Source organism: Nitrosomonas eutropha, assembly GCF_900116685.1.
GTDB classification, from domain to species: domain Bacteria; phylum Pseudomonadota; class Gammaproteobacteria; order Burkholderiales; family Nitrosomonadaceae; genus Nitrosomonas; species Nitrosomonas eutropha_A.
Genome location: NZ_FPBL01000003.1, coordinates 142,520 through 164,546, shown reverse-complemented (window position 1 = coordinate 164,546; position 22,027 = coordinate 142,520). Strand labels below are relative to the sequence as shown.

18 protein-coding genes are annotated in these 22,027 nt (G+C 43.8%); 7 read left to right on the top strand and 11 right to left on the bottom strand.

What is annotated here, in order from left to right; translation table 11 throughout:
• The first annotated feature begins 10 nt into the window (after positions 1 to 10).
• From BM331_RS05340 to BM331_RS05330, 3 genes are read left to right on the top strand one after another with little or no spacing between them, the layout of a single operon-like run.
• The gene (locus BM331_RS05340) at positions 11 to 1,003 is read left to right on the top strand and encodes a polysaccharide deacetylase family protein (protein WP_074927737.1); all 993 of its coding nucleotides are present in this window, start codon (positions 11 to 13) and stop codon (positions 1,001 to 1,003) included.
• Positions 1,003 to 1,941: a GNAT family N-acetyltransferase gene (locus BM331_RS05335; protein ID WP_074927736.1), complete on the top strand. Its 939-nt coding sequence runs from the start codon at positions 1,003 to 1,005 to the stop codon at positions 1,939 to 1,941. Before BM331_RS05340 ends, BM331_RS05335 begins: the two co-directional genes overlap by 1 nt.
• A 30-nt stretch (positions 1,942 to 1,971) precedes the next feature.
• A complete protein-coding gene (locus BM331_RS05330; protein WP_074927734.1) occupies positions 1,972 to 3,204 on the top strand; it encodes a GNAT family N-acetyltransferase in 1,233 nt (410 codons plus the stop codon).
• Between the two features lie 5 nt (positions 3,205 to 3,209).
• Here the strand turns inward: BM331_RS05330 and BM331_RS05325 are convergent, their stop codons facing one another.
• The 3 genes from BM331_RS05325 to BM331_RS05315 all read right to left on the bottom strand — a co-directional run bounded on the left by BM331_RS05325 (position 3,210) and on the right by BM331_RS05315 (position 6,199).
• Complete coding sequence (locus BM331_RS05325; RefSeq protein WP_074927733.1) at positions 3,210 to 3,890, bottom strand: GNAT family N-acetyltransferase; 681 nt, start codon at positions 3,888 to 3,890, stop codon at positions 3,210 to 3,212.
• Between the two features lie 122 nt (positions 3,891 to 4,012).
• A complete protein-coding gene (locus BM331_RS05320) occupies positions 4,013 to 5,122 on the bottom strand; it encodes a sugar-transfer associated ATP-grasp domain-containing protein (RefSeq protein ID WP_074927731.1) in 1,110 nt (369 codons plus the stop codon).
• Between the two features lie 45 nt (positions 5,123 to 5,167).
• Complete coding sequence (locus tag BM331_RS05315; RefSeq protein WP_074927730.1) at positions 5,168 to 6,199, bottom strand: ATP-grasp domain-containing protein; 1,032 nt, start codon at positions 6,197 to 6,199, stop codon at positions 5,168 to 5,170.
• Positions 6,200 to 6,538: 339 nt separating this feature from the next.
• Here BM331_RS05315 and BM331_RS05310 point away from each other — a divergent pair, with 339 nt between their 5' ends.
• Positions 6,539 to 8,026, top strand: coding sequence for a hypothetical protein (locus BM331_RS05310; RefSeq protein WP_074927728.1), 1,488 nt, complete (start codon positions 6,539 to 6,541; stop codon positions 8,024 to 8,026).
• Between the two features lie 66 nt (positions 8,027 to 8,092).
• Here BM331_RS05310 and BM331_RS05305 read toward each other — a convergent pair whose 3' ends face one another.
• Positions 8,093 to 9,532 carry a lipopolysaccharide biosynthesis protein gene (locus BM331_RS05305; protein ID WP_074927727.1) on the bottom strand — a complete coding sequence of 480 codons (1,440 nt, stop codon included), beginning with the start codon at positions 9,530 to 9,532 and terminating at the stop codon, positions 8,093 to 8,095.
• Positions 9,533 to 9,689: 157 nt separating this feature from the next.
• Complete coding sequence (locus BM331_RS05300; RefSeq protein WP_143100927.1) at positions 9,690 to 11,474, bottom strand: asparagine synthase-related protein; 1,785 nt, start codon at positions 11,472 to 11,474, stop codon at positions 9,690 to 9,692.
• 510 nt (positions 11,475 to 11,984) lie between these two features.
• Here BM331_RS05300 and BM331_RS05295 point away from each other — a divergent pair.
• The gene (locus tag BM331_RS05295; protein ID WP_074927723.1) at positions 11,985 to 12,794 is read left to right on the top strand and encodes a hypothetical protein; all 810 of its coding nucleotides are present in this window, start codon (positions 11,985 to 11,987) and stop codon (positions 12,792 to 12,794) included.
• Between the two features lie 15 nt (positions 12,795 to 12,809).
• A complete protein-coding gene (locus BM331_RS05290; protein WP_074927722.1) occupies positions 12,810 to 14,078 on the top strand; it encodes a putative O-glycosylation ligase, exosortase A system-associated in 1,269 nt (422 codons plus the stop codon).
• 495 nt (positions 14,079 to 14,573) lie between these two features.
• Here BM331_RS05290 and BM331_RS05285 read toward each other — a convergent pair whose 3' ends face one another.
• Both BM331_RS05285 and BM331_RS05280 read right to left on the bottom strand, forming a co-directional pair.
• Complete coding sequence (locus BM331_RS05285; protein WP_074927720.1) at positions 14,574 to 15,071, bottom strand: glycosyltransferase; 498 nt, start codon at positions 15,069 to 15,071, stop codon at positions 14,574 to 14,576.
• Positions 15,072 to 15,237: 166 nt separating this feature from the next.
• Complete coding sequence (locus BM331_RS05280) at positions 15,238 to 15,744, bottom strand: low molecular weight protein-tyrosine-phosphatase (protein WP_074927719.1); 507 nt, start codon at positions 15,742 to 15,744, stop codon at positions 15,238 to 15,240.
• Positions 15,745 to 15,868: 124 nt separating this feature from the next.
• Here BM331_RS05280 and BM331_RS05275 point away from each other — a divergent pair, with 124 nt between their 5' ends.
• Positions 15,869 to 17,614 (top strand): ABC transporter transmembrane domain-containing protein, encoded by a 1,746-nt coding sequence (locus BM331_RS05275; RefSeq protein ID WP_074927717.1) that lies wholly within the window; start codon positions 15,869 to 15,871, stop codon positions 17,612 to 17,614.
• Positions 17,615 to 17,629: 15 nt separating this feature from the next.
• Here BM331_RS05275 and BM331_RS05270 read toward each other — a convergent pair whose 3' ends face one another.
• The 4 genes from BM331_RS05270 to gpmA all read right to left on the bottom strand — a co-directional run bounded on the left by BM331_RS05270 (position 17,630) and on the right by gpmA (position 21,960).
• Positions 17,630 to 18,391, bottom strand: a complete 762-nt coding sequence (locus tag BM331_RS05270; RefSeq protein ID WP_074927715.1) for a HesA/MoeB/ThiF family protein — start codon at positions 18,389 to 18,391, stop codon at positions 17,630 to 17,632.
• Positions 18,392 to 18,419: 28 nt separating this feature from the next.
• Positions 18,420 to 19,850, bottom strand: a complete 1,431-nt coding sequence (locus BM331_RS05265) for a S41 family peptidase (protein WP_074927714.1) — start codon at positions 19,848 to 19,850, stop codon at positions 18,420 to 18,422.
• A gap of 80 nt (positions 19,851 to 19,930) precedes the next feature.
• Positions 19,931 to 21,211, bottom strand: coding sequence for a murein hydrolase activator EnvC family protein (locus BM331_RS05260; protein ID WP_074927713.1), 1,281 nt, complete (start codon positions 21,209 to 21,211; stop codon positions 19,931 to 19,933).
• Positions 21,211 to 21,960, bottom strand: coding sequence for a 2,3-diphosphoglycerate-dependent phosphoglycerate mutase (gene gpmA / locus BM331_RS05255; RefSeq protein ID WP_074927712.1), 750 nt, complete (start codon positions 21,958 to 21,960; stop codon positions 21,211 to 21,213). Before gpmA ends, BM331_RS05260 begins: the two co-directional genes overlap by 1 nt.
• Positions 21,961 to 22,027 lie beyond the last annotated feature (67 nt).

Sequence of the window (22,027 nt, the reverse complement as noted above, 5' to 3'; positions counted from 1 at the left end):
GGATAGTTCAATGTTGAATGTCTATCTCACCGTTGATACTGAGCTATGGCCTTATTCCGAGGGTTGGCCAGTACGTGCCCTGTCACTGGATAAAATAACATTTAATGAAGAAATTGCCGCATGCTTTTATGGCAAAACATCTGAAGGTGAATTCGGGCTGCCTTATCAACTCGAGCAGCTGGATCGGTACGGATTAAAAGCTACTTATTTTCTGGAGCCACTGTTTGCTGATCGGGCTGGTAGCAATCATCTTGCTGACATGGTTGATTTGATTCAACGTAATAACCAGGAAGTCCAGCTACACCTGCATACTGAATGGCTCAGTGAAATTCATGACCCGACTATTCCTTCCCACTTCAGGCAATACATGCATCAATTCACTTTAGACGAACAGAGGGCTTTAATTGCAAAGGGAATACGCAGCCTTCAGGCAGTGGGTGTAAAGAAGCTGCACGCCTTCCGAGCCGGAAGTTATGGTGCTAATCGGGATACGTTACGCGCTGTAGCACAAAACGAGCTGTTGTTTGATTCCAGTTATAACCCCTGCTATTTGGGTGAAGACTGCAAGATTGATCTGGATGAGCAACTGTTGCAGCCACTCAGGCTTGAAGGTATATGGGAACTGCCGATCGCCTTTTTCCAGGATTATCCTGGGCATCAACGACATGCACAGCTGGCAGCATGTTCAGCTGAAGAAATGAAAACGGCGTTGTTGGATGCCTGGCAACAAGGTTGGTTCTCATTTGTGGTTGTCTTGCATAGTTTTGAGCTGATCAAAGGTAGAAGCGCTGGCAGATTGAGTTCTCCAGACAGACTGAATATCAACCGCTTTAATCGTTTATGTGAATTTCTGTCTGATCACACCGATAAGTTCAGAACTGCTCTATTTTCTGAGCTTGATCCGGCGACAATTCCTGAAATAAAGCCAACAAAAATTTTGTGCTCCCGTCCGCACCATACAATCAGACGTTATGCCGAGCAGGCTTATTCAAGGTTTTTCTGATGGAGAAATGGTTCAGGCAATCAATAAATTTTACCGTGCGCTTGGGGGAAATCAGGCTTCTTACCTGGCCACTGAGTGCCTGTGTACTGAAAACGCATTTTACTGAACTTCCGGCCCATCCGGTTGCGCCAGCAGAGCTCTCAGAGTTTTTTAGAAACTCTATTGATGTGGTGGTGACACGCTCTCACCCGATAGAATCTTCTTTATCAAGACTAAACATATTGCCGCACGCGATCCGGTATATTCCTTCAAGCTACCAGCGTTACTGGGTTGTGCTTGATAGCGGCTTTGAAAATTACCTGAAGAAATTCTCTGCCAAATCCAGAAATACGCTGTTGCGGAAAATAAAAAAGTTTGCGGAATTTTCAGGCGGGGAGATCGACTGGAGGGAGTATCGTAAACCGGAAGAGATGCACGCATTCCATAAACTGGCAATGGAAGTTTCACTGAAAACTTACCAGGAAAGATTGCTTGACTGCGGCTTGCCTTCCGATCAGCAATTCCAGGAAAATATGCTGGAGCTTACCGCAAAGGATAACGTGCGCGGCTACATTCTTTTTTATCTGGAAAAGCCGATTGCCTATATTTATTGTCCGGTGCATGACGGGATTGCTCTCTACGAATACGTGGGCCATGACCCGGAGTACCAGCGCTGGTCACCCGGAACTTTGCTTCAGTACTATGCCTTGCAATGTCTATTTGCAGCGGATCACGTAAAGATCTTTGATTTCACTGAGGGAGAAGGCGCGCATAAGGCATTCTTTGCAACTAATGCACAATATTGTGCGGATATTTATTATTTTCGGCGTACCTGGCGCAACCTGATCAAAGTGGCATTACATACTGGCAGTGATGGATTATCGCGCGGTATCGTCCAGGTGCTGGAGAAACTGAAGTTGAAAGCCTATATCAAAAAAATACTTCGATCGACCGCATAAGACCGCATTATTTATTTACCCTGAAGATTTATGTTTCTGCAAAATGCATCCCTTCCAGAATTACATAGCACACCGCAACTCGATGATGACTGGGAATGGCAAGATCTGGATCAACTCGATACCGTAGCGCGAACCCAAGCCTTGTTGGCTATTAAAGATTTGATTCAGCATCACTCCGCTGCAGTTATGGATCATGACCCAGATTGGCTTTATACCAAATGTAGCCATGACAAATCAGTCAAGATCTTTTTGTGTTTTGCACAGGATGGCTCGTTATCCGGGTATGCTCCATTTTTCGTACATCCATCATCTTTGAGTTTTGAATTGTTTGGTATTTCGCTCTGGGAATACCGAATTCGCCGTTATAGCATTACAGCAGGCCCTTTATTCTCTGATGAGGTAAAAACAGAGGATGTTTTTCTTAATCTTCTTGATTATTTATGGAAAATTCTTCAGAAACGAGAGACTTTATTTGCGCTAGGCGTGGAACTTGATTCCTCGTTTGGTGGGTTTCTCCAGAATAATACTAATCTACAAAAGAAATATCAGCTGATCCCTTCAGGACAGGCTTATCACAGGCGGCTGATTGTATTACCCAAAAACTTTGATGAATATATTCAGAATCTGGGATATGGAACCCGTAAAGAAGTGCGGCGTGTTTTGCGCCGTCTTGAACAAGATCCTGAAATCACAATCAGTCACCGTATATTTACTACGCTTGAAGATATATCAGAATTTTTACCCCTGGCTCAACAGGTATCCGATAAGACTTACCAGCACAATTTACTTGGTCTTGGTATTCGAAACGATATTGAAACATGTCGTATTCTTACAACTGCTGCGGAAAATGGCTGGTTTCAGAGTTATCTTCTAATTTGTAATCAGGAGTCGGTTGCTTTCCAGCATGGTTACATTTATGGCGAGACCTATTATGCGGAACAGACTGGCTATGACCCCGCTTGGGGAGATAAATCTGTTGGTACGATTGTACAAATCTATCGGATTCGTGATCTGATTAATCGTGGAATCACCCGGCTGGATTTTCTGTATGGAGACAATGAAAGAAAAAGAAGTTTGTCTAACATGTATCGGGTAGAGCAAAATTTTCATCTGGTTCCAAGAAAGTTCCCGCTGGGTGCACTTGCTTACGCTCTGCGCGGATTCAACACACTTTCCCAGTTAGGGGGAGATTTTATTGAAAAATGGGGATTAAAATCCAAAATTCGCCGCTTTCTCCGTAAGTGGTCAGTTGGCCGGGATTAGCAAATTTATTGTTTAACAGCCAGGACAGTGATACCAGCTTTGTGCAGGCAGCGCAGCAGAAGATGATTGCTGGTACTGACAGCTATCCAGCCAATTTTGAGCCAGCCACATTTCTTAAAAGTATTCAGTGAAGCGACATTCGTTGAGCGTATATGTGTCACGATCCTGGAATAGCCATACTTCTTAACATCCTCGCATACCATTTCCAGTAGTAATGCTGCAGCGCCTAATCCACGGTAATGGGGATGGGTGAACAAATAGCCAAGGAAGGCATCCCCAGATGTCAGACCAATATCTAAATCTGTTGGTGAATCGACTCGAATAACAGCGCCGTGGCTGATATTTGTTTGTGATACAACTTGTGTTCCATCAATCAATGCATAGATTTTGGCATCGTCCTGAATAAGTTGTGTAACGCCTCGGCCACTTTGTGAACTGATTTGTTCGATCAGTTCGTGCGGATACATGGCAATATCCTGGGTGGAATTTAGAGCAATAAAGTGGAATGCCTCTGTTCCGGATTTTTTGGCAAGAGGTTGTGGCAACGATGCCTGTTGCCGAGTTAAATCAGCTGCGTAGAAAAAATAAATCTCTACTCTGCATAGTATTTTAATCAGCCAGAATACTGCCGCTTTGCCCCCTCCCTTATATCTCAGGAGTGCCAGTCTTTCTTGCCAGACATTCATGATATTAAGCTGCTAAATAAAGTAATCATTACTGCCCCCAATTACCCTGTCCGGACAAGTAAACCACCGCATATGGTAGGTTGCCATTTGTTTAGAAAAAAATATCAATTTTACGCATCAGGTTAGCTAATTTCTTTTGGAGCCAGCTCAGTTGTTCCCAGTAGCGTGGATAAGATTGACGCCGTACTTGTTTCGATCTCTTCTGACCAGAATCCTTTGCGGTTTGCGTGCTGATGCAGATCCAGATCAGCGATTTCATTATTTTCAATAATAACAGGGCCCCGTTCGGTCAAAGCGATATCCCAATGATGGAGATTCATTCCCATGAGATAGTTTGCTGCCCGTTCACAAATTTCTGTTAATTGTGGCCAGTCTGGCAATGTGTATAGATCGAATTGCACACTGGTGTCGGGATGAGTAGCAACTGCCTCGATCTTGCCGTTAATTTTGCCAACAACCCGAGTGATCTGGCCGTTAGTTATGTTGACGCCCCCCAGTAAATTTCCAGAAGTGCCATGCTGAAAGTTATCTACCATATTCGATCCGACAGGAATGCGCCAGACTGCACTGACAATGGTATTCCTGCCATTAATTCGGGCAGAAGTGACTCGTATGCTGCTGACGCGAAGGCCACAGACACGCGCAATTTCCGGGTGTGGCTTGAGCTGTTCTTGAAACAGAATACCGTGTGAGAACTTTGGGTTAAGCGACTTGATCCATTCCATCACGTTACGTTGCTTGCCGTTCAAAAAAACAATACTGTCTGATTCCGGTAGATAATTTTGCAGGCCCTGGGCACCCCAGCCATAGGCACTACGACTGGGTTTGGCAAATAACGGGTAATGCTGGAGGGTGCGGAGATAAACAGCTGTTTCATCGACACTGTTTAATGTAATGGCGCCTGGTAAATTTCTGCCATCGAGATCATATACTGCATGAATTTTTGGCATGGGGAGGCCGGTTGCCATCATGAAAAGAGTCATCGGCAACTTCTCACCCAACATGAACCAGCGAGCATCATTACACACATAATTGAGCCGGAATTTGCGGCCATTCCCCAGAAATTTGCCACGCTCTTCTGCACTCAGATCATCCAGTTCATGCAAGCGATAATCGATATACTCTTGAAACAACAAGCGTTGCGAACCAAAGCGCATGCGCAGAACTTCGGATAATGTTGCAAAAGGCGCCTTGCGAGCACGTTTGCCAAACAGGATTTTGAGAATATTCATGGGGTGCCTTAAAGTGATTGAAAGAACATCAATCTACCGAGAAGATTAGTGAAGTTGAGTGATGAAATCTTCCCAAATTGCATCTTCCGGCCGCATGGAGCCCTCAACCCAAACAGGTTGTGAAGCTTGATCAGATAATTTCCAGTGTCCTGGGCATTTCTCAATTGCCCACCCTTCATAGTAATAGCTGATTTCCGCGATGACGGGCTTGCTATTTCGTCGCAAAATATCGACAGCGAGTGACTGGGTTTGCAATATTTTTGCAGTTTGAAAAGCGAGGAGGAGTGAATCTGAGGGTATCTGAGCAGGATTCCAATCTATACGACCACTACCGCTTGCCCGGAAATCTCCCGGCCGATTATATCGTCTGAATGCAAAGGCCCGATTACCGATGATGGTTACGCGGATATCAAAGTCATTTTCAGGTAGAAATTCTTGAAGTAACAAGTAGCCTTTATGAAATTCTTCATCTGTCTTCCGCGATAGGAATACCCGTATTGCTTCACTTGCGCGCCTGGCAAACCAACGGAAGGGCAGGTTGGCTGGTGGCAGTGCGTACATACCGGAGCCAAACAGTGCATGGGCGTGATGGCTTGCCTCACAGCGGTTGTGCACAAGTTCGACGTTTTTTGAAATAACACCGGAAGATAGTTTTAGCACCAGTGGGTAATCAGCCAAATTAATGAATTTATCTGCCTGTGATTTTGACCAGAATACCCAAGTTTTGGGAGTAGGGATGTCTGCTAATTGCAGAAGATAAGATTGCGCTACCTTGTCGTCAAAATGCCATATCGTATTATGATTGGGAAATGTTGGAATTTTGTTGATATGTGCCAAAGCTGCGATCAATCTGCGACCAGGGCGGCTAACCGAAAGTGGTTGACCAAACCACCACATAAACCCATCGCAGCCTTGGAGCTGATCCAGCCAGTTGATTGAATCAGAGAAAATATCGATATTCTGGGTTGTGAGGCCTTGCTGTGCGGCCAGTTCATGCCAACGTGTCGAAAAAGACTGCCAACGTTTACTGGAAAGTTGCTGGTGGTCTTGTTGAATAGCGATAGTCAGTTGGTTCATATTTATTAGATAAATCGATAAAGTATCATCGGCGAATCAGATCAATAACTTTACGGTAGCTGCGTTACTGGAAGGTGGCGTAAGGTTGGTATGGATCAATACACTTGTAGTAACCAGGATTAACAGCTTGATCCATTGATTAATGCTATCCGCAAGTAGTGCGATTTTTTCTTAGGTGGGCTTAACATAACAAAATTCATCCCTTCTAATGAGTTTAAAGATGCCAATAATGATCTATCTTATACAATTTATACTGAGAGACTTTATTTTTCTGTGGATATTATCGTTTTCAGATTAATACAATTCTCTGTTAAATAATCTGTTTAGATGGAGGCATGAATGAATTTTTTATATCACATGGTACCTAACTGGCCGCCACTGGCCTGGATTGCTCTTTGCTCTGAAAAAAACAGTGCTGTTACAGTTTGGCATGGTAATCGAGTAGAAACGCATGATCACTGGTTTTGTGAGGCTGTTTGGCCCGGTGCTTTTGAAGAAGGAAATTTTGATCAAACTGATCTGGTCGCGGGTACTGGAGGGCGTTGTCGTGATGGCAGTATAGTCTTTGTTGCACCAGGTAACACAACAGACCGTATTTTGTCATTGCTGACTGATAAAGGCTTATTTGTTTCAAATTCACTGGCCTGTCTACTGGCTGTATCCGGCGCTGAAATCAACCTTACTTACCCTGATTATTATAAAGATTTCACCAGTATTATTTATGGCTTGTCACGGTACAAGCGAACGATTTTAACTTCGCTGGGCGATATTCAGATCATGATGTTTGGTTATATCGTGTGGGATAGCAACAAGGTTGCTTATATCCCAAGGACGTTGACGAGAAGAAATTTCAGTAGCTTTGCCCGTTATGAGCAGTTTCTTCAGGAAAATTTGAACAAGCTTGCTGATAATATTGCTGCTCGTAGCAGGAAGCATGGCTACCAATTCCTGGCGACGGCATCCTCTGGCTATGATTCGCCCGCTATTGCAGCGCTCGCTTATAAAGCAGGGTGTAAAGATGCTTTATGTATTGATAAAGATCGTTTTGGAGAAGCAGAAAATGGTGATCAGGTAGCTGCTTATCTGGGTCTTAATCCAGTTTGCATTGCACGTGATGCATGGCGTGAGCTGGATCGTGTAGAAACTTTCTTTCTGGCGGCTGATGGAACAGCAGAAGCGGTATCACTGGCCAGTGCGGAAGCTGAACTGTCGGGCCGAGTGCTGTTGACAGGCTATCATGGCGATAAAATATGGGCCAAAGACACAAAAGATTTAGGGGAAGATGTCGTGCGCGGCGATTCATCAGGGCTTTCACTAACAGAATACCGTCTTTGGGCCGGGTTTATTCATTGTCCGATCACTTTCTGGGGAGTGCAGCAGATTCGCGATATCAATCATCTGAGTAACGCTGAAGAAATGCGTTCTTGGGATGTAGTGGGGAATTATAGCCGTCCTGTGCCACGCCGCATCATTGAATCAGCAGGCGTGCCGCGTGAAGCCTTTGGGATCACTAAAAAAGCCAGTGCCATAGGATTTAGTGAATTCTTAAGCCCGGCTTCTATGGAAATTTATCGTACCTGGCTTGCTAAAAATCGCATGGAGTGGTTGAAACGTGGCCGGATTCCTCCGCCATTGAGCAAAGATTATGAGCGCATCACCCAGAATATTTCAGGTGCAATGGAATCTATTTTGCATAAAACACCGTTACTTTGGCGGTTTGCCCCGGAAAATTCCCTTGATCGCCCCAGCCAGTTGCGACAATATGCATTTGCTTGGGCGATAAATGAAGTGAGTGCTCGTTATGATCTTCATTTTGATAACAGCTAATATCGATCTACTGAATTGTTCATGCCAGCAACCCTAGATGTGCTCCTTATCTGGTAATAGGGGATATTATCGTTTCCGGATCAGATCAACGACTTCATGGTAGCCATGCCGGTTAAAAAATAAAGTAAGCCCACCATAAACCAATATGCCCGCAGTGATCATAGCCGATAATTTTGCCCATTGATTAATATCATCTGTGAACAACAGACCCACTCCCCATACTGTCAGATACATTCCTATTGCTGAACCTGTTGCCGGTGCGATGGCATAAAAAAAATCAGATAGTTGCAATGCTATGACCTGGAGCATGCGATGGATATTAACAAGGAGTACTAGCGGATACACTGTTACCCAAGCCAATGCAACGCCCACAATTCCCCAATAGCTCCCGGCTAGAAGGGCAAGCGGCATAACAATTGAGGCAAGAAGTACATTTTTCACACCGACATCAGGACGCCCTAGTGCATCGATGGCTGTTGGCAGGAAATTTACAATCATGCGTAATGGCATCATCAATGCTAATAATTGCAGCGGTAGAATAGCTATATGCCATTTCTGCCCCAAAAATAGCAATACAATTTCATTGGCAACACTGGAAATTCCCCATAACACAGGGAAGGCAATCAGGCTGAGTACCCGCATCGCTTTAAGTATAAAACTGCGGAATTGCTCAGGATTATCCTGAATCCTGGAAAATACTGGAAATGCAACCTGGTTGATGATTGAGGAAATTCGTTGTACAGGTAACGAAGCAAGCTGCATCGCAATTGAATAAAAACCTAGTATTTCCTTACCTAGCAACTTGCCAACGATGACAGCGTCTGCCTGCGTAAAAAAAAACCAGAGTAACCGTGAGAGCGTAATGTTCCCGCCAAAAGACAGAAGATTACGCATGCCGGCTACGGAAAATTTTGGTAGAAAATGTAATGGAGCTACTACGTTCATTGCGATTACGCTGAGTATACTGGCAAACAGATTCCCTAAAACAAGCGCCCATACACCAAATTGTGCGAATGCCAGTACCAGTGTCAGTATGCTCCCGACAATCGTTGTTAAGAAGCTAATCAGTGACAAACTTCTAAATTTTAGCTGGCGATACAGCTGAACGCTGGGAAGTGTACCGAAGATAGTCAATAAGAATTGAAGTGACAAAACGTGCAAAATTGGTATTAATCTTTCCTCATCAAAAAAAGCTGCGATGAAAGGGGTCAACAGATTGAGCAATAGCAGCAGACTAATATTTGCGATGATGACGATGGCAAATACACTGCGTAAAGCAGTTTCGTCAAGATCCTGTTTCTGAATCAGTGCAGGGCCGAGCCCAGCCTCGGACAACATCAACATGAAAGCAACAAATACCGATGCCATAGCCAGCAGGCCGTAGTCTTCTGGTGTCAGCAAGCGCATCACAACAAGCGTGATTGCCCATGTAATGACCTGTGCTCCCAGTTTTCCACCCGCTGTCCATTTAAGCCCGGTCAATACTTGCTCTCGTACTGTCGTCATAGGATGGCTATTTCTCGTTGGTCCGATGAAATTAAATCTGGTCTAAAACCTGCGGATAAGCAATCATCAAGGTTTTTAAGTTCGATATCTGTTGGTGAAAGAGGTGAAGTGCGGTAACACTACGGTACAAGAATCTTGCTTCCCTTGTCTGGCGTTGTTAAATCCGGTTCTTATTATTTGGAACAACTTTGGACCAGTATCGATATAAAATTCTTGGAGTTTGGAGAAGATATGAGCGATCACTCTGCCCGAATCGCATCAGGATTATCCATAGTCGCAGGTAAAAAAGGTTTAAATACTGGTGTGAGAACGTCGAATTTCGACAAAGCTCTTTTACATATTTCAATGCATGCAGTTTGTTCTGTCTGGTTTCTTCAGTACTTGAATTCCATTGGTATGTAAGGCCCTCTAGTTGGGGCAATGGGCAGGGTATGTGACCTGGATATGCCTGCCATGGCACTTCCAGCACCGCTTTGGGGAAATAGCTCAGCCATTCCATATAGGAAACATGGTGCAGAAAGGGGTCTATGGGGAGTTTGATAATTTCTGCAATAAAATTAGAATCAAAAAATGGAAGCTCAAATTCCACGCGCCCCAGATCTATGTTCTCAAAATGATTAAACATATGTCGACGCTGATCATTCAGCATCAGAAATAAGTAAAAAATGCGGCTGGGATCACCCAAATGGATTGAATCCAGCTCAGATTGGATTCCCTCATTGAGGAGATTGATTAGGGTTAAAGCTATTTTCGGTTTCAAAAGCTTGGTGCTTATCCCCCAATTGTTATAAGCGAAAAATTCTTTCTTTGCTTTTTCCATATCTTTTTTTCGTGAGGCCTGGATAATATCCGGATTCAGATATACGTGCCCAAGGCCTACGCTACCCCCATCACCGGACCAAATAACATGGGGTTTGGGTAAATTTCTAGCTGCATAGTTTTCAGAATTAATCCATTTGTTTACGGATAATTTGTGGTAAGGATCTCGTTCATCCTGCTTGCCTTTTTGTAGATGGGTGTGATGAGTTCCCAATTTATCAGCAGCAAGTTGCCCAAATGCCTGATCTTGACTGCCAGCTGGGGCGAAATTGGAAGTGACTACCTCGACATCAAGATTTTTTAGTGCGCCAACGATGGCGCGAGAATCGAGACCACCGCTTAAAAATGCCGCGACAGTTTTTTGTCCTTGCAGCCGGATTTTGACTGAATCGATGAATGTTGCATGAAGGTGTTCAGCAGAATTAATGCTACTATTCTCTGCATTCATCGGCTGTTTATCCCATTGCCAGTATCTCTGTCGATTGATTTTTTCACCCGTGAAACAGACGGTTTCCCCGGCATATAGGGAGAATATATTTTCGTAAGGGGTGCGATCAGACAGCGGGTAGTTAAAACACGCAATTTCAGCTATTCCCTGAAGATTTAGAGACTTTACCTGGAAGGATAAAGCTTCCAGAATTCGTAATGCAGTCGAAAAAATGATGAAATCGGGCAATACCCAATAGTAAACAGGCCGGACACCAAGCTTGTCTGTTACTAAGTGAAGTCTACCCTCCGCATGTTCGTAGATGACCGCGCAGTAGGTTCCGCGACAAGCGTGAAGAGTATCCAGTTTCCCGGCTGCCAAATCAAGCGCCAGATTTTGCAGACTTTCCGCACGTGACCCTGGCATACTAGGGCCAGCCTGATATAAAGGATCACCCGCTACAAACGCAGTCAGCTCTTTAGTGGAAAAACTTCCTGGCTGTTTCAATGCACCGATATCAACTTTTGCAAGGTAAATCCCGTTATCGATAAATTCTATTACAGTATTTTTATCATCAGGATGACGTGATATTAACGCTCGAAGCTCATTTGTAAACGAACCAGGTATGGTTTTGTCTTTATGGCGGGTGAGAATTCCTGCAAAAATTGTCATTGGGAAGTAGTAAAAAGCAAACAAGTAAAAATGGAAAATATGAAAAAATACCCATCAACCGCTTTCTTTTTAATTGTAGAGAGCTTGCTGTAAAGGTGGGTGTCATTCCAATAGAGAATTAGGTCATATCAATCATGCCAGCTCAATAAATTTAAAGACATCGACAATGAGGTATCTTATACAACTTATACTGAAGTCGTATTAATAAAGACTGGTATCTTTCTATAGATATTATCGCTCTAAGATCAATACAGTTTTCTGTTAAATAGCCTGTTTAGACGAGAGCTTTGTTCCATCTCACTTGATTGCAACCAGAAATTCCGGTAGCAGTCAGTCTAAATTTTTTAGAGTAAGTGGATTTGACAATAAATCTTGGCTTGGCGAGGGATAGCAGGTAATCGTCCAGGGTGGATCGCTCGATACAAAATTAGATTTGAACCTGTGTTTGTGCTTGATACCATGGCTGATGAGTAGTAAGAATTTAAGTTTTTTTCTAAATAGTAAAGCACAAGCTAATGATTGAATGGAGTTTGAATGTTATATAAAGCGAAAATAACAGCAGTATTGTTTGCTTTTTTTTCTAGCATTGTAGGGACATATATTTTTTTTGACTGGCATTCTGACAATAAAAAATTATTAGATTTTGCTAGAACGATCGTACATGGTAATAGTGTCACTGGCTATGATATCGAGCAATTGAACGATCTTATCTACCATACTGGAAGTTTTGCTAAAAATAATGACTATTTTCTTTTGCCGTCACTTGGCCCGACTCCTATCCAGATATTACAGAAGGGAGGAGATTGTTCCGATAAATCCAGATTATTAGCAGCGATCTTGGACGAGATGAAAATTTCTGCAACATTGGTAATGTTGGCCCCGTGTGATGGTTGCCCATTTGGACACACCGTTGTGGAAGCTCAAGCTGCTGATGGTGCTATAGCCGTTGATCCTGTTTATAACATTTCTTTTCCTTCATCAAACGGGCATTACTATGGAATTAAAGATTTGCGCGATAATTCCAACATTCTTCCGGCAAGACTTGATGAGCTTATTTTGAAACGTGGTTCTAGGGATAAGGTAGCATTCTATCGAGGAGGGGCTGATGGTATACATTATTCCTATCCAGTTACCATAAATTGGGAGAAGAATTTTTTGACGCGATCTATTGGCAAATTTTTGATGCAGTATACGGATGATGCTTCTTTAGTTTATCGTCCAAGATGGCTTGAAGATCCGAAACTTTTGATGTCTGGTGTCCTTGGAGTTATTTCCATTTTTAGCTTTCTTGTTTTTCTGGTGACTATTCTTCTTCCCCACCCTAAGGTTATAACTAACCGATAACAGCAGATTTCTACCTTGTCTTCGCGAGATATTGTCTTAGGTATCATTATCCTTGTTGCAGGTTTGTATGCACTGCGCCGAGCATGGATTGGAGTGTTGTTGTGGGCTTGGATCAGTACCATGAATCCTCATCGTTTTGCTTGGGGGTTCCTTGCCTCTGCTCCTGTTGCAGCATTTTCTGCAGGGGTGGCGTTACTCGGCCTGGCGTTTACTAAAGAACGACGATCGCCTTTTATAGGTTTGCCTGTCACCATTTTAGCTCTCTTTGTCGTGTGGATGACTATATCCTGGCTTATGAGTCGTGATATTTCAGAGGAGTATTGGACTTGGAATCGATCTGCAAAGATCTATCTGATGATATTTGTCACCCTGGCCGTGCTCCAAACCAAGGAGCACATCATGGCGTTTGCCTGGGTTCTGATTGGTTCACTGGCAGTATTAGGTGCTAAGGGGGGATTCTTTACACTTATAACATTGGGGAATTACCGTGTATGGGGTCCTCCTGACACTTTTATTGCGGGTAATAATGAGTTTGCTTTAGCTTTGATCATGATTATCCCTTTGGTATATTTTTTGCAGCTTCAGGTTACGCGAAAAATGTGGTGTCATACGCTTAGTGTGGTGATCTTACTGTGTGCTGTTGCTGCTTTGGGATCGTATTCTAGGGGCGCTTTAGTGGCTATTGTTGCCATGGGATGTGTGTTTTGGTGGCGTAGCCCAAAAAAAGGAGAAGTTGCAGTATTTATCTTCCTCATTGCGATTGTAATGATTCCCATGCTTCCGGAGCAATGGTGGGGACGGATGGATACTATCTCAGAATATCAGACAGATGCATCAGCTATGGGGCGGATAAATGCATGGGGAGTAGCATGGGGAGTAGCTAAACATCATTTTTTTGGCGCAGGAATGAGCTATCAGTATCCGGATTATTTTTTACTTTATGGAAAATATGAAGCTATTGTACGAGCTGCGCATAGTATATATTTTGAGATTTTAGGTAATCATGGTTTTATAGGGCTACTCCTCTTTCTTCTTTTGTGGATAACCACCTACCGCGAAGCTGGATGGTTGATGAGAAATGCACGTGGTGATTCACATACTTTATGGGCTGCTCAACTGGGAGCTATGGCACAAGTTAGTCTAGTTGGATATGCGGTAGGAGGGGCTTTTTTAAGCTTGGGCTATTTTGATCTACCCTATAATATTATGGTGTTGGTGGTAATGGCAAAGAAATGGGTAACCTCTGGTGCTTGGCAAAGTCAGGAATTGAGTCAAAAGATCTAAATTATTTCTTCATTTTTTGAGGATTATGATTGTTTACGTATATTACGAATTTGTTTAATTGCCCAACAATCGGGATAGAAGTATTGTAATGAATGTCTTGGTATAAGTTCATCATCACTAGCCTCCAAGTAAAGAGTATTAACATGCTTCGGTAACATCGCCAGACCAGATTGTTTTATACGTGATTTAATCAATTGATTCTGAAAGTGTCTTAGGCTGTAACGCTTTAACCGACGAAGATAGAATATAGGATCATGAAATGATGCTTGGATAATAGATTCATACAGAAAAGTAGCGTCGGGCACTATTTGGACAAGGTTGTAGTCCCAGCTAGTGGTCAAGTCAAGATTCCATAGTACTAAGGCACCTATCAGGCTGTCATCCCCAATCAAACCTTGAGGGAGTCGTATATGTTTTTTGCGTAGCCGGGAAACGAAACTTTGTGAAAGTGCATACAAATTGCCTGCAAACCCACTGCCAGAAGCAATGGCTCGCCTAAAAGTTCTTAGTGACAGGATTTCGGTGACTTGGAACACCTGAGGCCGCATTAATACGTGTGTTCTTTAGAAGATGTTGTTCCAGGGATTCAAGAGCACCGCTTTCAATTAGGCAATCACCATCCGTGAAAAAATAACTTTCAGCCTCGATCGCTATTTCATGGATAAAATAGTTCCAAGCGTTTGCTTTATCACCAATTTTGAGATCAACGACTTTAACCCATGATGCTTTTTGGGCATACTTGGTTGCACGCGCAACAGTGTCGTCAGTGCAACCATTCGCAATGACGTAGCAAGTGGTATTAGATGGCAAAGGAGAGAGGCGTAAAGCTTCAAGACATGCGACTATTCTACGAGATTCGTTATGTGCGAAAATAGCAATAACCCGACGCGAAGTGCTGTCTGCTGGAATGATCAACTTAGGTTGCATTGATATCAAAATGAAAACAGAAAATAATTGTTTGTGTGTTTCGCAACTTATTAAAATAATACTCATGTTGTTATTTGGAAGATCAGTTAACCTAGCCTTTTCTGACCCACCAATTAAAACTAGCTTTTATATATGTATGATTGTTCTACAAGCTAGTAATTGTACTATCGGGTGAAGACTGCTTTCAGTTTAATCTATTTGTAATATCCAGATTACTCGAAGGGGAAGCGTGCTATTTAGCGTGTATTTCTTTCCCCAAAATGTGTCTTAACAACCCCTGACTCGCATTTTCCACCAGGTCCAACACTCTTTCGAATCCATGATTGCCCCCGTAGTAGGGGTCAGGTACTTCCTGATAGGTATCCCATTGGTTGCTGTACTGTAAGAGCAGTCCCAATCGGCCGATATATTGTGATGGACAATCTTGCTGCAGTTCTTCCAGGTTGTGATGATCCATTGCCAAAATATATTGGAAACGTGAAAAATCTTCTTGTGCAACTCTTCTGGCGCGTAAACCTTGCATACTATAGCCGCGTTTTAGAGCAGCCTGTTGTGAGCGCCGGTCTGGTGGTTCGCCAATATGGTAAGCGTGTGTTCCAGCGGAATCAATATGGATAAGGTGTTCTACCCCGGCAGATCTGACATGGTGCTTGAAAACTGCATCCGCAGTAGGCGATCGGCAAATATTGCCCATGCAGACAAATAACACGCTGATTTTTCTTGCCTCCAGATGCTCCATTTATCTTGCTGTTATAATTAATTAAAGGTTGTGTAATTATACCTTCGATCATAAAAAATCATAATTCCCATTTCTGACTTCTTTATCTGCATGATCTGAGATTTACCACCAGGATTTATTCACGATGAGCAATCGTTGGCAGGCTGTTTTGAAAACTGCCGCTTTCCTTAAGCCCTATAAATTATCGATGGGCTTCAGTCTGCTGGCATTATTTTTGACTGCCGGGATTACACTTTCGATCGGGCAAGGCATACGGCTGCTGGTGGATCGGGGATTTGCCACACAATCTCCTGAATTGCTAGCTCAGTATGTTTTGATTTTTCTGATGCTCGTGGTGCTGCTGGCAATAGGTACGTTTACTCGCTACTACTGGGTGACTTGGCTGGGTGAACGGGTAATCGCAGATATACGGCGTAAAGTGTTCGCACATCTGATTGATTTGCACCCGGGTTTTTTTGAAGCTAATCGCAGTCTTGAAATCCAGTCTCACCTGACCGCAGATATGACCTTGTTGCAATCTGTAGTAGGTTCTTCCATTTCAGTTGCATTACGCAATCTGATTATGCTAATTGGCGGCGTAATCTTGCTATTTATCACTAATGTCAAACTGACCATAATCGTTATGCTCAGTATTCCGCTGGTCATCATACCTATTTTGCTATTTGGTCGGCGTGTGCGCTTACTGTCGCGCCAGAGCCAGGACAAGGTGGCGACTGTTGGTGCTTATGTTGGAGAAATGCTCGGACAGATCAAGACGGTGCAGGCATATAACCACCAAGCAGTGGATAAGATGCATTTTGATCAATATGTGGAGGATGCATTTCTTATTGCCCGTCAACGGACATTGCAGCGCGCCTGGTTGATCGCAGTGGTGATTGTTCTGGTATTCGGTGCGATCGGCGTAATGCTCTGGGTTGGTGGTATGGATGTAATTGAAGACAGAATTAGCGGCGGAGAGCTGGCAGCATTCATTTTTTACAGCATTATGGTCGGTTCGGCAACAGGATCGGTTTCGGAGGTGCTGGGTGATTTGCAGCGTGCTGCTGGGGCTGCGGAGCGTACCATGGAGCTGCTGGAAGAGCCCAGCCAGATTCATTCTCCTATTAATCCTCGCCAATTACCAGTAGTGACAGGCAATATTATGTTCCACCAGGTATGTTTTGCTTATCCGTCACGACCGGAAATACAGGTTGTCAATAATTTTTCACTAACTGTACGGCCAGGTGAGACGTTGGCACTGGTTGGCCTCTCAGGTGCGGGCAAGTCAACTTTGTTTGACTTGTTACTGCGTTTTTACGATGTACAGTCGGGTAGTATCACATTGGAGGGCATAGATATCCGTGACCTGGATTTGTCCAATCTCAGACGCAGCTTTGCATTAGTGTCGCAGAATCCAGCATTATTTCACGGCAGTATCGAACAAAATTTACGTTACGCTCATCCAAATACCACAAATGCTGAGATTGAGGCAGCTACCAAGGCGGCCTTCATCCATGATTTTATTATGTCTTTACCGCAGGGTTACCAGACCAGTCTGGGCGATACTGGCTTGGGGTTGTCCGGTGGCCAGAAACAGCGATTGGCCATTGCGCGGGCTATTTTGGCGGATGCTCCAATTTTATTGCTGGACGAAGCAACCAGTGCGTTGGATAGTCAGAGTGAGAGCTGGGTGCAGCAGGCAATTACCAGATTAAGTACGGACCGGACCACTTTTGTTATTGCACATCGTTTGAGTACGGTTGTTACTGCTGATCGCATTGCTCTTATCCATCATGGTCGTCTGGAAGCATTGGGGACACACGCGGAATTGATGAGGTCCAGTGATCTCTATGCGCGTCTTGCCATGTCACGGTTCCAAACATCTGGTTGATATTATTAAAATCAGCTATTTTTTCACTGAGGCTGAACCACATGCGGGGCACCGTGGATCTTTTCTCAGTTTGAATGAGCGCCAGCGCATGGTTAACCCGTCCAGAAGAAGCAGGCGACCATGGAGTGTTTCGCCAATTTCCAGTAAAACCTTGATAGCTTCGGCAGCCTGAATACAGCCGATAATACCTGTTAGTGGGGAAAATACGCCCATTACGGCGCATCCGGGATCATCGCTATCGCCCGAGTCAGGAAACAGGCAATGGTAACAGGGGCTATCACTCTGGCGTAGATCAAATGTGGCAACTTGTCCGGCGAACCGGACAGCTGCACCTGATATCAGGGGTTTACGATGATCCAGGCAGGCCTGATTGAGTATGTGGCGCGCCGAAAAATTGTCACTGGCATCAATTACGACATCGACACCACCAATTTCCCTTTTTAATAAATCAACAGTAGCATGTTCTGCCAAGGGGATAATTTCTATTTCTGGATTGATGCGCTGCAGCATATTTCTAGCAGAATCAGCCTTAAGTTCACCAATCGAAGCTGTGTCGTGCAAGATCTGGCGTTGCAGATTTGTCAGGTCAACCCGATCGTGGTCACAAATAACAAGTCTTCCAATCCCGCTGGCGGCAAGATAGAGAGCAGAGGGGGAGCCTAATCCACCTGCTCCCAGAATAAAAATACTGGATTGTATTAGTTTTGTTTGACCAGGGAAATCAATTTCCGGTAACAAAATGTGGCGGCTGTAACGTAACAGTTGCTGATCATCCACGTTGCCCCGCCACCTTGTTCGGAATGAGTTAGCCTTGTGTTGCCTTGGCTGTTTTGTGTTTGGATTTTTGAGACATAGATTTCAGGTGATTAATTGCTTTGCTCAACAGCTGGTCATCACTGGATCCAAATTCCATAGGCTCATGATTTATTGGTTTCTTGTCTGTCTTATTCTTTGATTCTTTGGAAGATTTAGTATCTTTTTTCTTGGGGGCTGATTTCTTACTGGCGCTTTCTTCCTGATCATTGTTTAAATGACGATTAAGGTCGACTTCTCTTAATAGGCGAGAATTGTTATCAGTGTCTTCGTCCAATATATCCGGCGTGATACCTTTTGCCTGTATTGACTGTCCGTTGGGTGTGAAATAGCGCGCTGTTGTTAGTTTAATGGCTGTGTTATTGCTGAGAGGCAAGATGGTTTGTACCGACCCCTTGCCAAAGGTTTGGGAGCCCATGATGATGGAGCGTTTGTAATCCTGCAGCGCACCTGCAACGATTTCCGATGCGGAAGCAGAGCCACCATTAACCAGCGTTACCATTGGTATGGTCTTGATACTCTGCGGCAAACCTGCCAGAAAATCACGACCGGTGCTGCGGAGATAATATTCAGGATTTGCACGAAGCTGCATTTTAGCGTCATTGGTACGTCCCTCTGTATAAACTACCAGTGCATTACTCGGCAGGAAAGCAGCTGAAACTGCTACTGCGCTATTTAGTAAACCACCTGGGTCATTTCTTAAATCCAGCACCAGGCCTTTCATGGGAACCTTGCTTTCACTATAAAGTTTGGTAATGGCTTCAGCCAGATTTTCTCCCGTACGTTCCTGGAATTGGGTAATGCGTACATAGGCGTAACCCGGCTCAATGAGTTTGAATTTGACGCTCTCAATTTTGATAACATCTCGAACAAGCGTGAAGATGAGGGGTTCGGCTTCACCTTCACGAATAATGGTGAGTGCAATCGAAGTATCCGGTTTCCCTCGCATCCGTTTAATGGCGTCGTTGAGTGTCATGCCTTTAACAGCGGTATCATCGATTTTTATGATGAGATCACCGGTTTTGATGCCCGCGCGGTATGCAGGTGTATCTTCAATCGGGGAAATGACTTTGACCAGTCCATCTTCCATTGTTACCTGTATGCCTAACCCGCCAAATTCTCCCTGCGTCCCGATTTGCAGTTCTTTGTACTCTTCACTGTCCAGGAAAGCCGAGTGCGGATCTAATCCAACCAGCATTCCGTTGATCGCCTCTGTGATTAGTTTCTTGTCTTCTACAGGCTCAACGTAGTCACTTTTGATGCGCCCGAAGACTTGTGAAAATGTGCGCAACTCCTCAATCGGGAGTGTTTGCAATTCTTCCTTAATTTCCTTATCAGCAATGGCGGAGAAGTTCAAACTGACCATGACCCCGGCAATAATGCCGACAAAAACTAAACTGATTTTATTCATAAAATTACGCATGGTGTATTTGTTCTGCCCCTTATCTTTTCGGAAGAATTTGTATGTACTTATTAAAAATATTTAATATCAGCTTTTTGAAGCTATTCTATTTTTACCCAGCTCAGTGGATCAAAAGGCTTGCCTTGATATCTGAGTTCGAAATACAAGCCTGATTCAGCATTTCCGCCACTGTTACCGACTATTGCTATCGTATCACCACTTTTAACTTTATTGCCCACCCGTTTGTAAATCGCTTCATTGTTGCCGTATAGGCTCATGTAATGGTTACCATGATCCAGAATCATTAAATTTCCAAACCCTCGCAGCCAGTCGGAGAATATAACTTCCCCACTTGCGATGGCCTTGACTTCATTGCCTCCTGAAGAGCGTATAAACAATCCTTGCCATTTTATACCACCGTTTTCGCGCGGGCTGCCAAAGTGGTTAGTCAGCTCTCCCCGGACGGGTAGTCGCAATTTCCCCTTTAGTGCAGCAAAAGAACCCTTTTGTTCAATAGCATCTGGTAATTTGTTATTACGTAATGCAGATTTATTATTTTTACTGTTTGATTTTATGGGAGCGCTTTTTTTACGAGCAAGCTGTTTATTGAGCTTCTCAATCAGTTTGGAAAGACGCTGTTCATCTTGTTTCAGTTCGTCAATTTTTTTTTGCTGACGAGAAACCTCTTTGGAGAGTGATGCGAGGATTTCTGATCGTCGGTTTTTCTCTAGTTCAAGTTGTTGCTTTTGATAAAGCTGCTCGTTCCGGATTTGTTCAAGAGATTGATTTTGAATGCGGCTTGCATGAGCCAGTGTATCCAGATCAGCCAACTGGTTACGTAAATTATCGATATTGTTGGAGCGTGCTTGTGCTATGTATCTATAGTAGTAAAAGTTACGAGTAGCTTTGTCAGGATCTTGTTGCTTGAATAATAATTGTAAATATTCTCTGTGCTTTGTCAGGTGCTGATAATAAATCAGCTTTCCAAACTGCGTTTGTCCAGCGCTGGCTTTGTCTTGGAGTTGTGCTGATTTGTTTTGTAAGCGGGCAAGCTTGTCTTGTGCGTTTTTTTGTTGGTGCGTAAGCTGAGAAAGTTTATTGTGCAGATCGCTTATTAAGCGTTCGGAATCACGAAGTGCATCAGCAGCTCTGATCTTGGAAGATTCTTTATCAGTCAGGTCTTTTTGCAGGATGTCGATACGAGTGCGCAGATCATGCAGCTGCTTTTGATTGTCCCGATTGGTTTGAGGAATTGCATACAGTAGAGGAGATGAAAATATATTTATCAAAAGCAGAAGATAGACAGCCTTGGGCAATATCTTCCCTTTCCCCGGAAAATAATGTGGTGCTGATGTGAAATCTGTAATGAAACCAGCAAACATCAAGCTCCGGCTTTGCCCTGATTCGCGACAGCCGATATTGCCTCCCCAATTACACTGGCATCACCCAAGTAGTAGTTCGTTAATGGTTTCAGGTTGTCATCCAACTCATAAACCAGAGGAATTCCTGTTGGTATATTACAGTTCAGAATATCTTGATCTGAGATATTGTCGAGATGTTTAATCAGAGCACGTAGCGAATTCCCGTGAGCGGCGATAATCACTTTTTTTTCTGCTTTAATTTGCGGAGCAATTGATTGATTCCAGTAGGGAAGAAATCTTGCCACAGTATCCTTGAGACTTTCAGCAACCGGAATATCATCGGAGGGAAGGTCGCGATAGCGCATGTCAAAACCAGGGTAGCGCTTATCTTCGATTGCGATGGAGGGAGGGCGAGTGTCATAACTGCGTCGCCATATAAGTACTTGTTCATCGCCATACTCATTGGCTGTTTCTGCTTTGTTCAAGCCTTGCAATGCGCCATAATGACGTTCATTGAGCCGCCAGTTAAGTTCGATCGGAATCCACATCTGATCCATTTCGTCCAACGCAATCCACAGTGTGCGGATTGCCCGTTTGAGTAGCGATGTATGCGCAATGTCGAAGGTAAAGCCATTTTCGCGAAGTAGTCTTCCGGCATTTCTGGCTTCTTTGAACCCTTTGGGTGTCAAATCAACATCAGTCCACCCTGTAAAGCGATTTTCCTGATTCCAGATGCTTTCTCCATGTCGCAGGAGAACAAGTTTTTTCATGTCGACCTTAGTTGAGCGGGGAGGAAATAACGTATAAATAGCTTTTGCATTTTAATATATTTTACCT

Coding starts and splice junctions, on each gene's coding strand:
- BM331_RS05285 (WP_074927720.1), bottom strand. CDS start 15,071: ATGAGTATTATTTTAATAAGTTGCGAAACACACAAACAATTATTTTCT.
- BM331_RS05265 (WP_074927714.1), bottom strand. CDS start 19,850: ATGCGTAATTTTATGAATAAAATCAGTTTAGTTTTTGTCGGCATTATT.
- BM331_RS05295 (WP_074927723.1), top strand. CDS start 11,985: ATGTTATATAAAGCGAAAATAACAGCAGTATTGTTTGCTTTTTTTTCT.
- gpmA (WP_074927712.1), bottom strand. CDS start 21,960: ATGAAAAAACTTGTTCTCCTGCGACATGGAGAAAGCATCTGGAATCAG.
- BM331_RS05335 (WP_074927736.1), top strand. CDS start 1,003: ATGGAGAAATGGTTCAGGCAATCAATAAATTTTACCGTGCGCTTGGGG.
- BM331_RS05260 (WP_074927713.1), bottom strand. CDS start 21,211: ATGTTTGCTGGTTTCATTACAGATTTCACATCAGCACCACATTATTTT.
- BM331_RS05320 (WP_074927731.1), bottom strand. CDS start 5,122: ATGAATATTCTCAAAATCCTGTTTGGCAAACGTGCTCGCAAGGCGCCT.
- BM331_RS05305 (WP_074927727.1), bottom strand. CDS start 9,532: ATGACGACAGTACGAGAGCAAGTATTGACCGGGCTTAAATGGACAGCG.
- BM331_RS05310 (WP_074927728.1), top strand. CDS start 6,539: ATGAATTTTTTATATCACATGGTACCTAACTGGCCGCCACTGGCCTGG.
- BM331_RS05315 (WP_074927730.1), bottom strand. CDS start 6,199: ATGAACCAACTGACTATCGCTATTCAACAAGACCACCAGCAACTTTCC.
- BM331_RS05275 (WP_074927717.1), top strand. CDS start 15,869: ATGAGCAATCGTTGGCAGGCTGTTTTGAAAACTGCCGCTTTCCTTAAG.
- BM331_RS05280 (WP_074927719.1), bottom strand. CDS start 15,744: ATGGAGCATCTGGAGGCAAGAAAAATCAGCGTGTTATTTGTCTGCATG.
- BM331_RS05330 (WP_074927734.1), top strand. CDS start 1,972: ATGTTTCTGCAAAATGCATCCCTTCCAGAATTACATAGCACACCGCAA.
- BM331_RS05340 (WP_074927737.1), top strand. CDS start 11: ATGTTGAATGTCTATCTCACCGTTGATACTGAGCTATGGCCTTATTCC.
- BM331_RS05325 (WP_074927733.1), bottom strand. CDS start 3,890: ATGAATGTCTGGCAAGAAAGACTGGCACTCCTGAGATATAAGGGAGGG.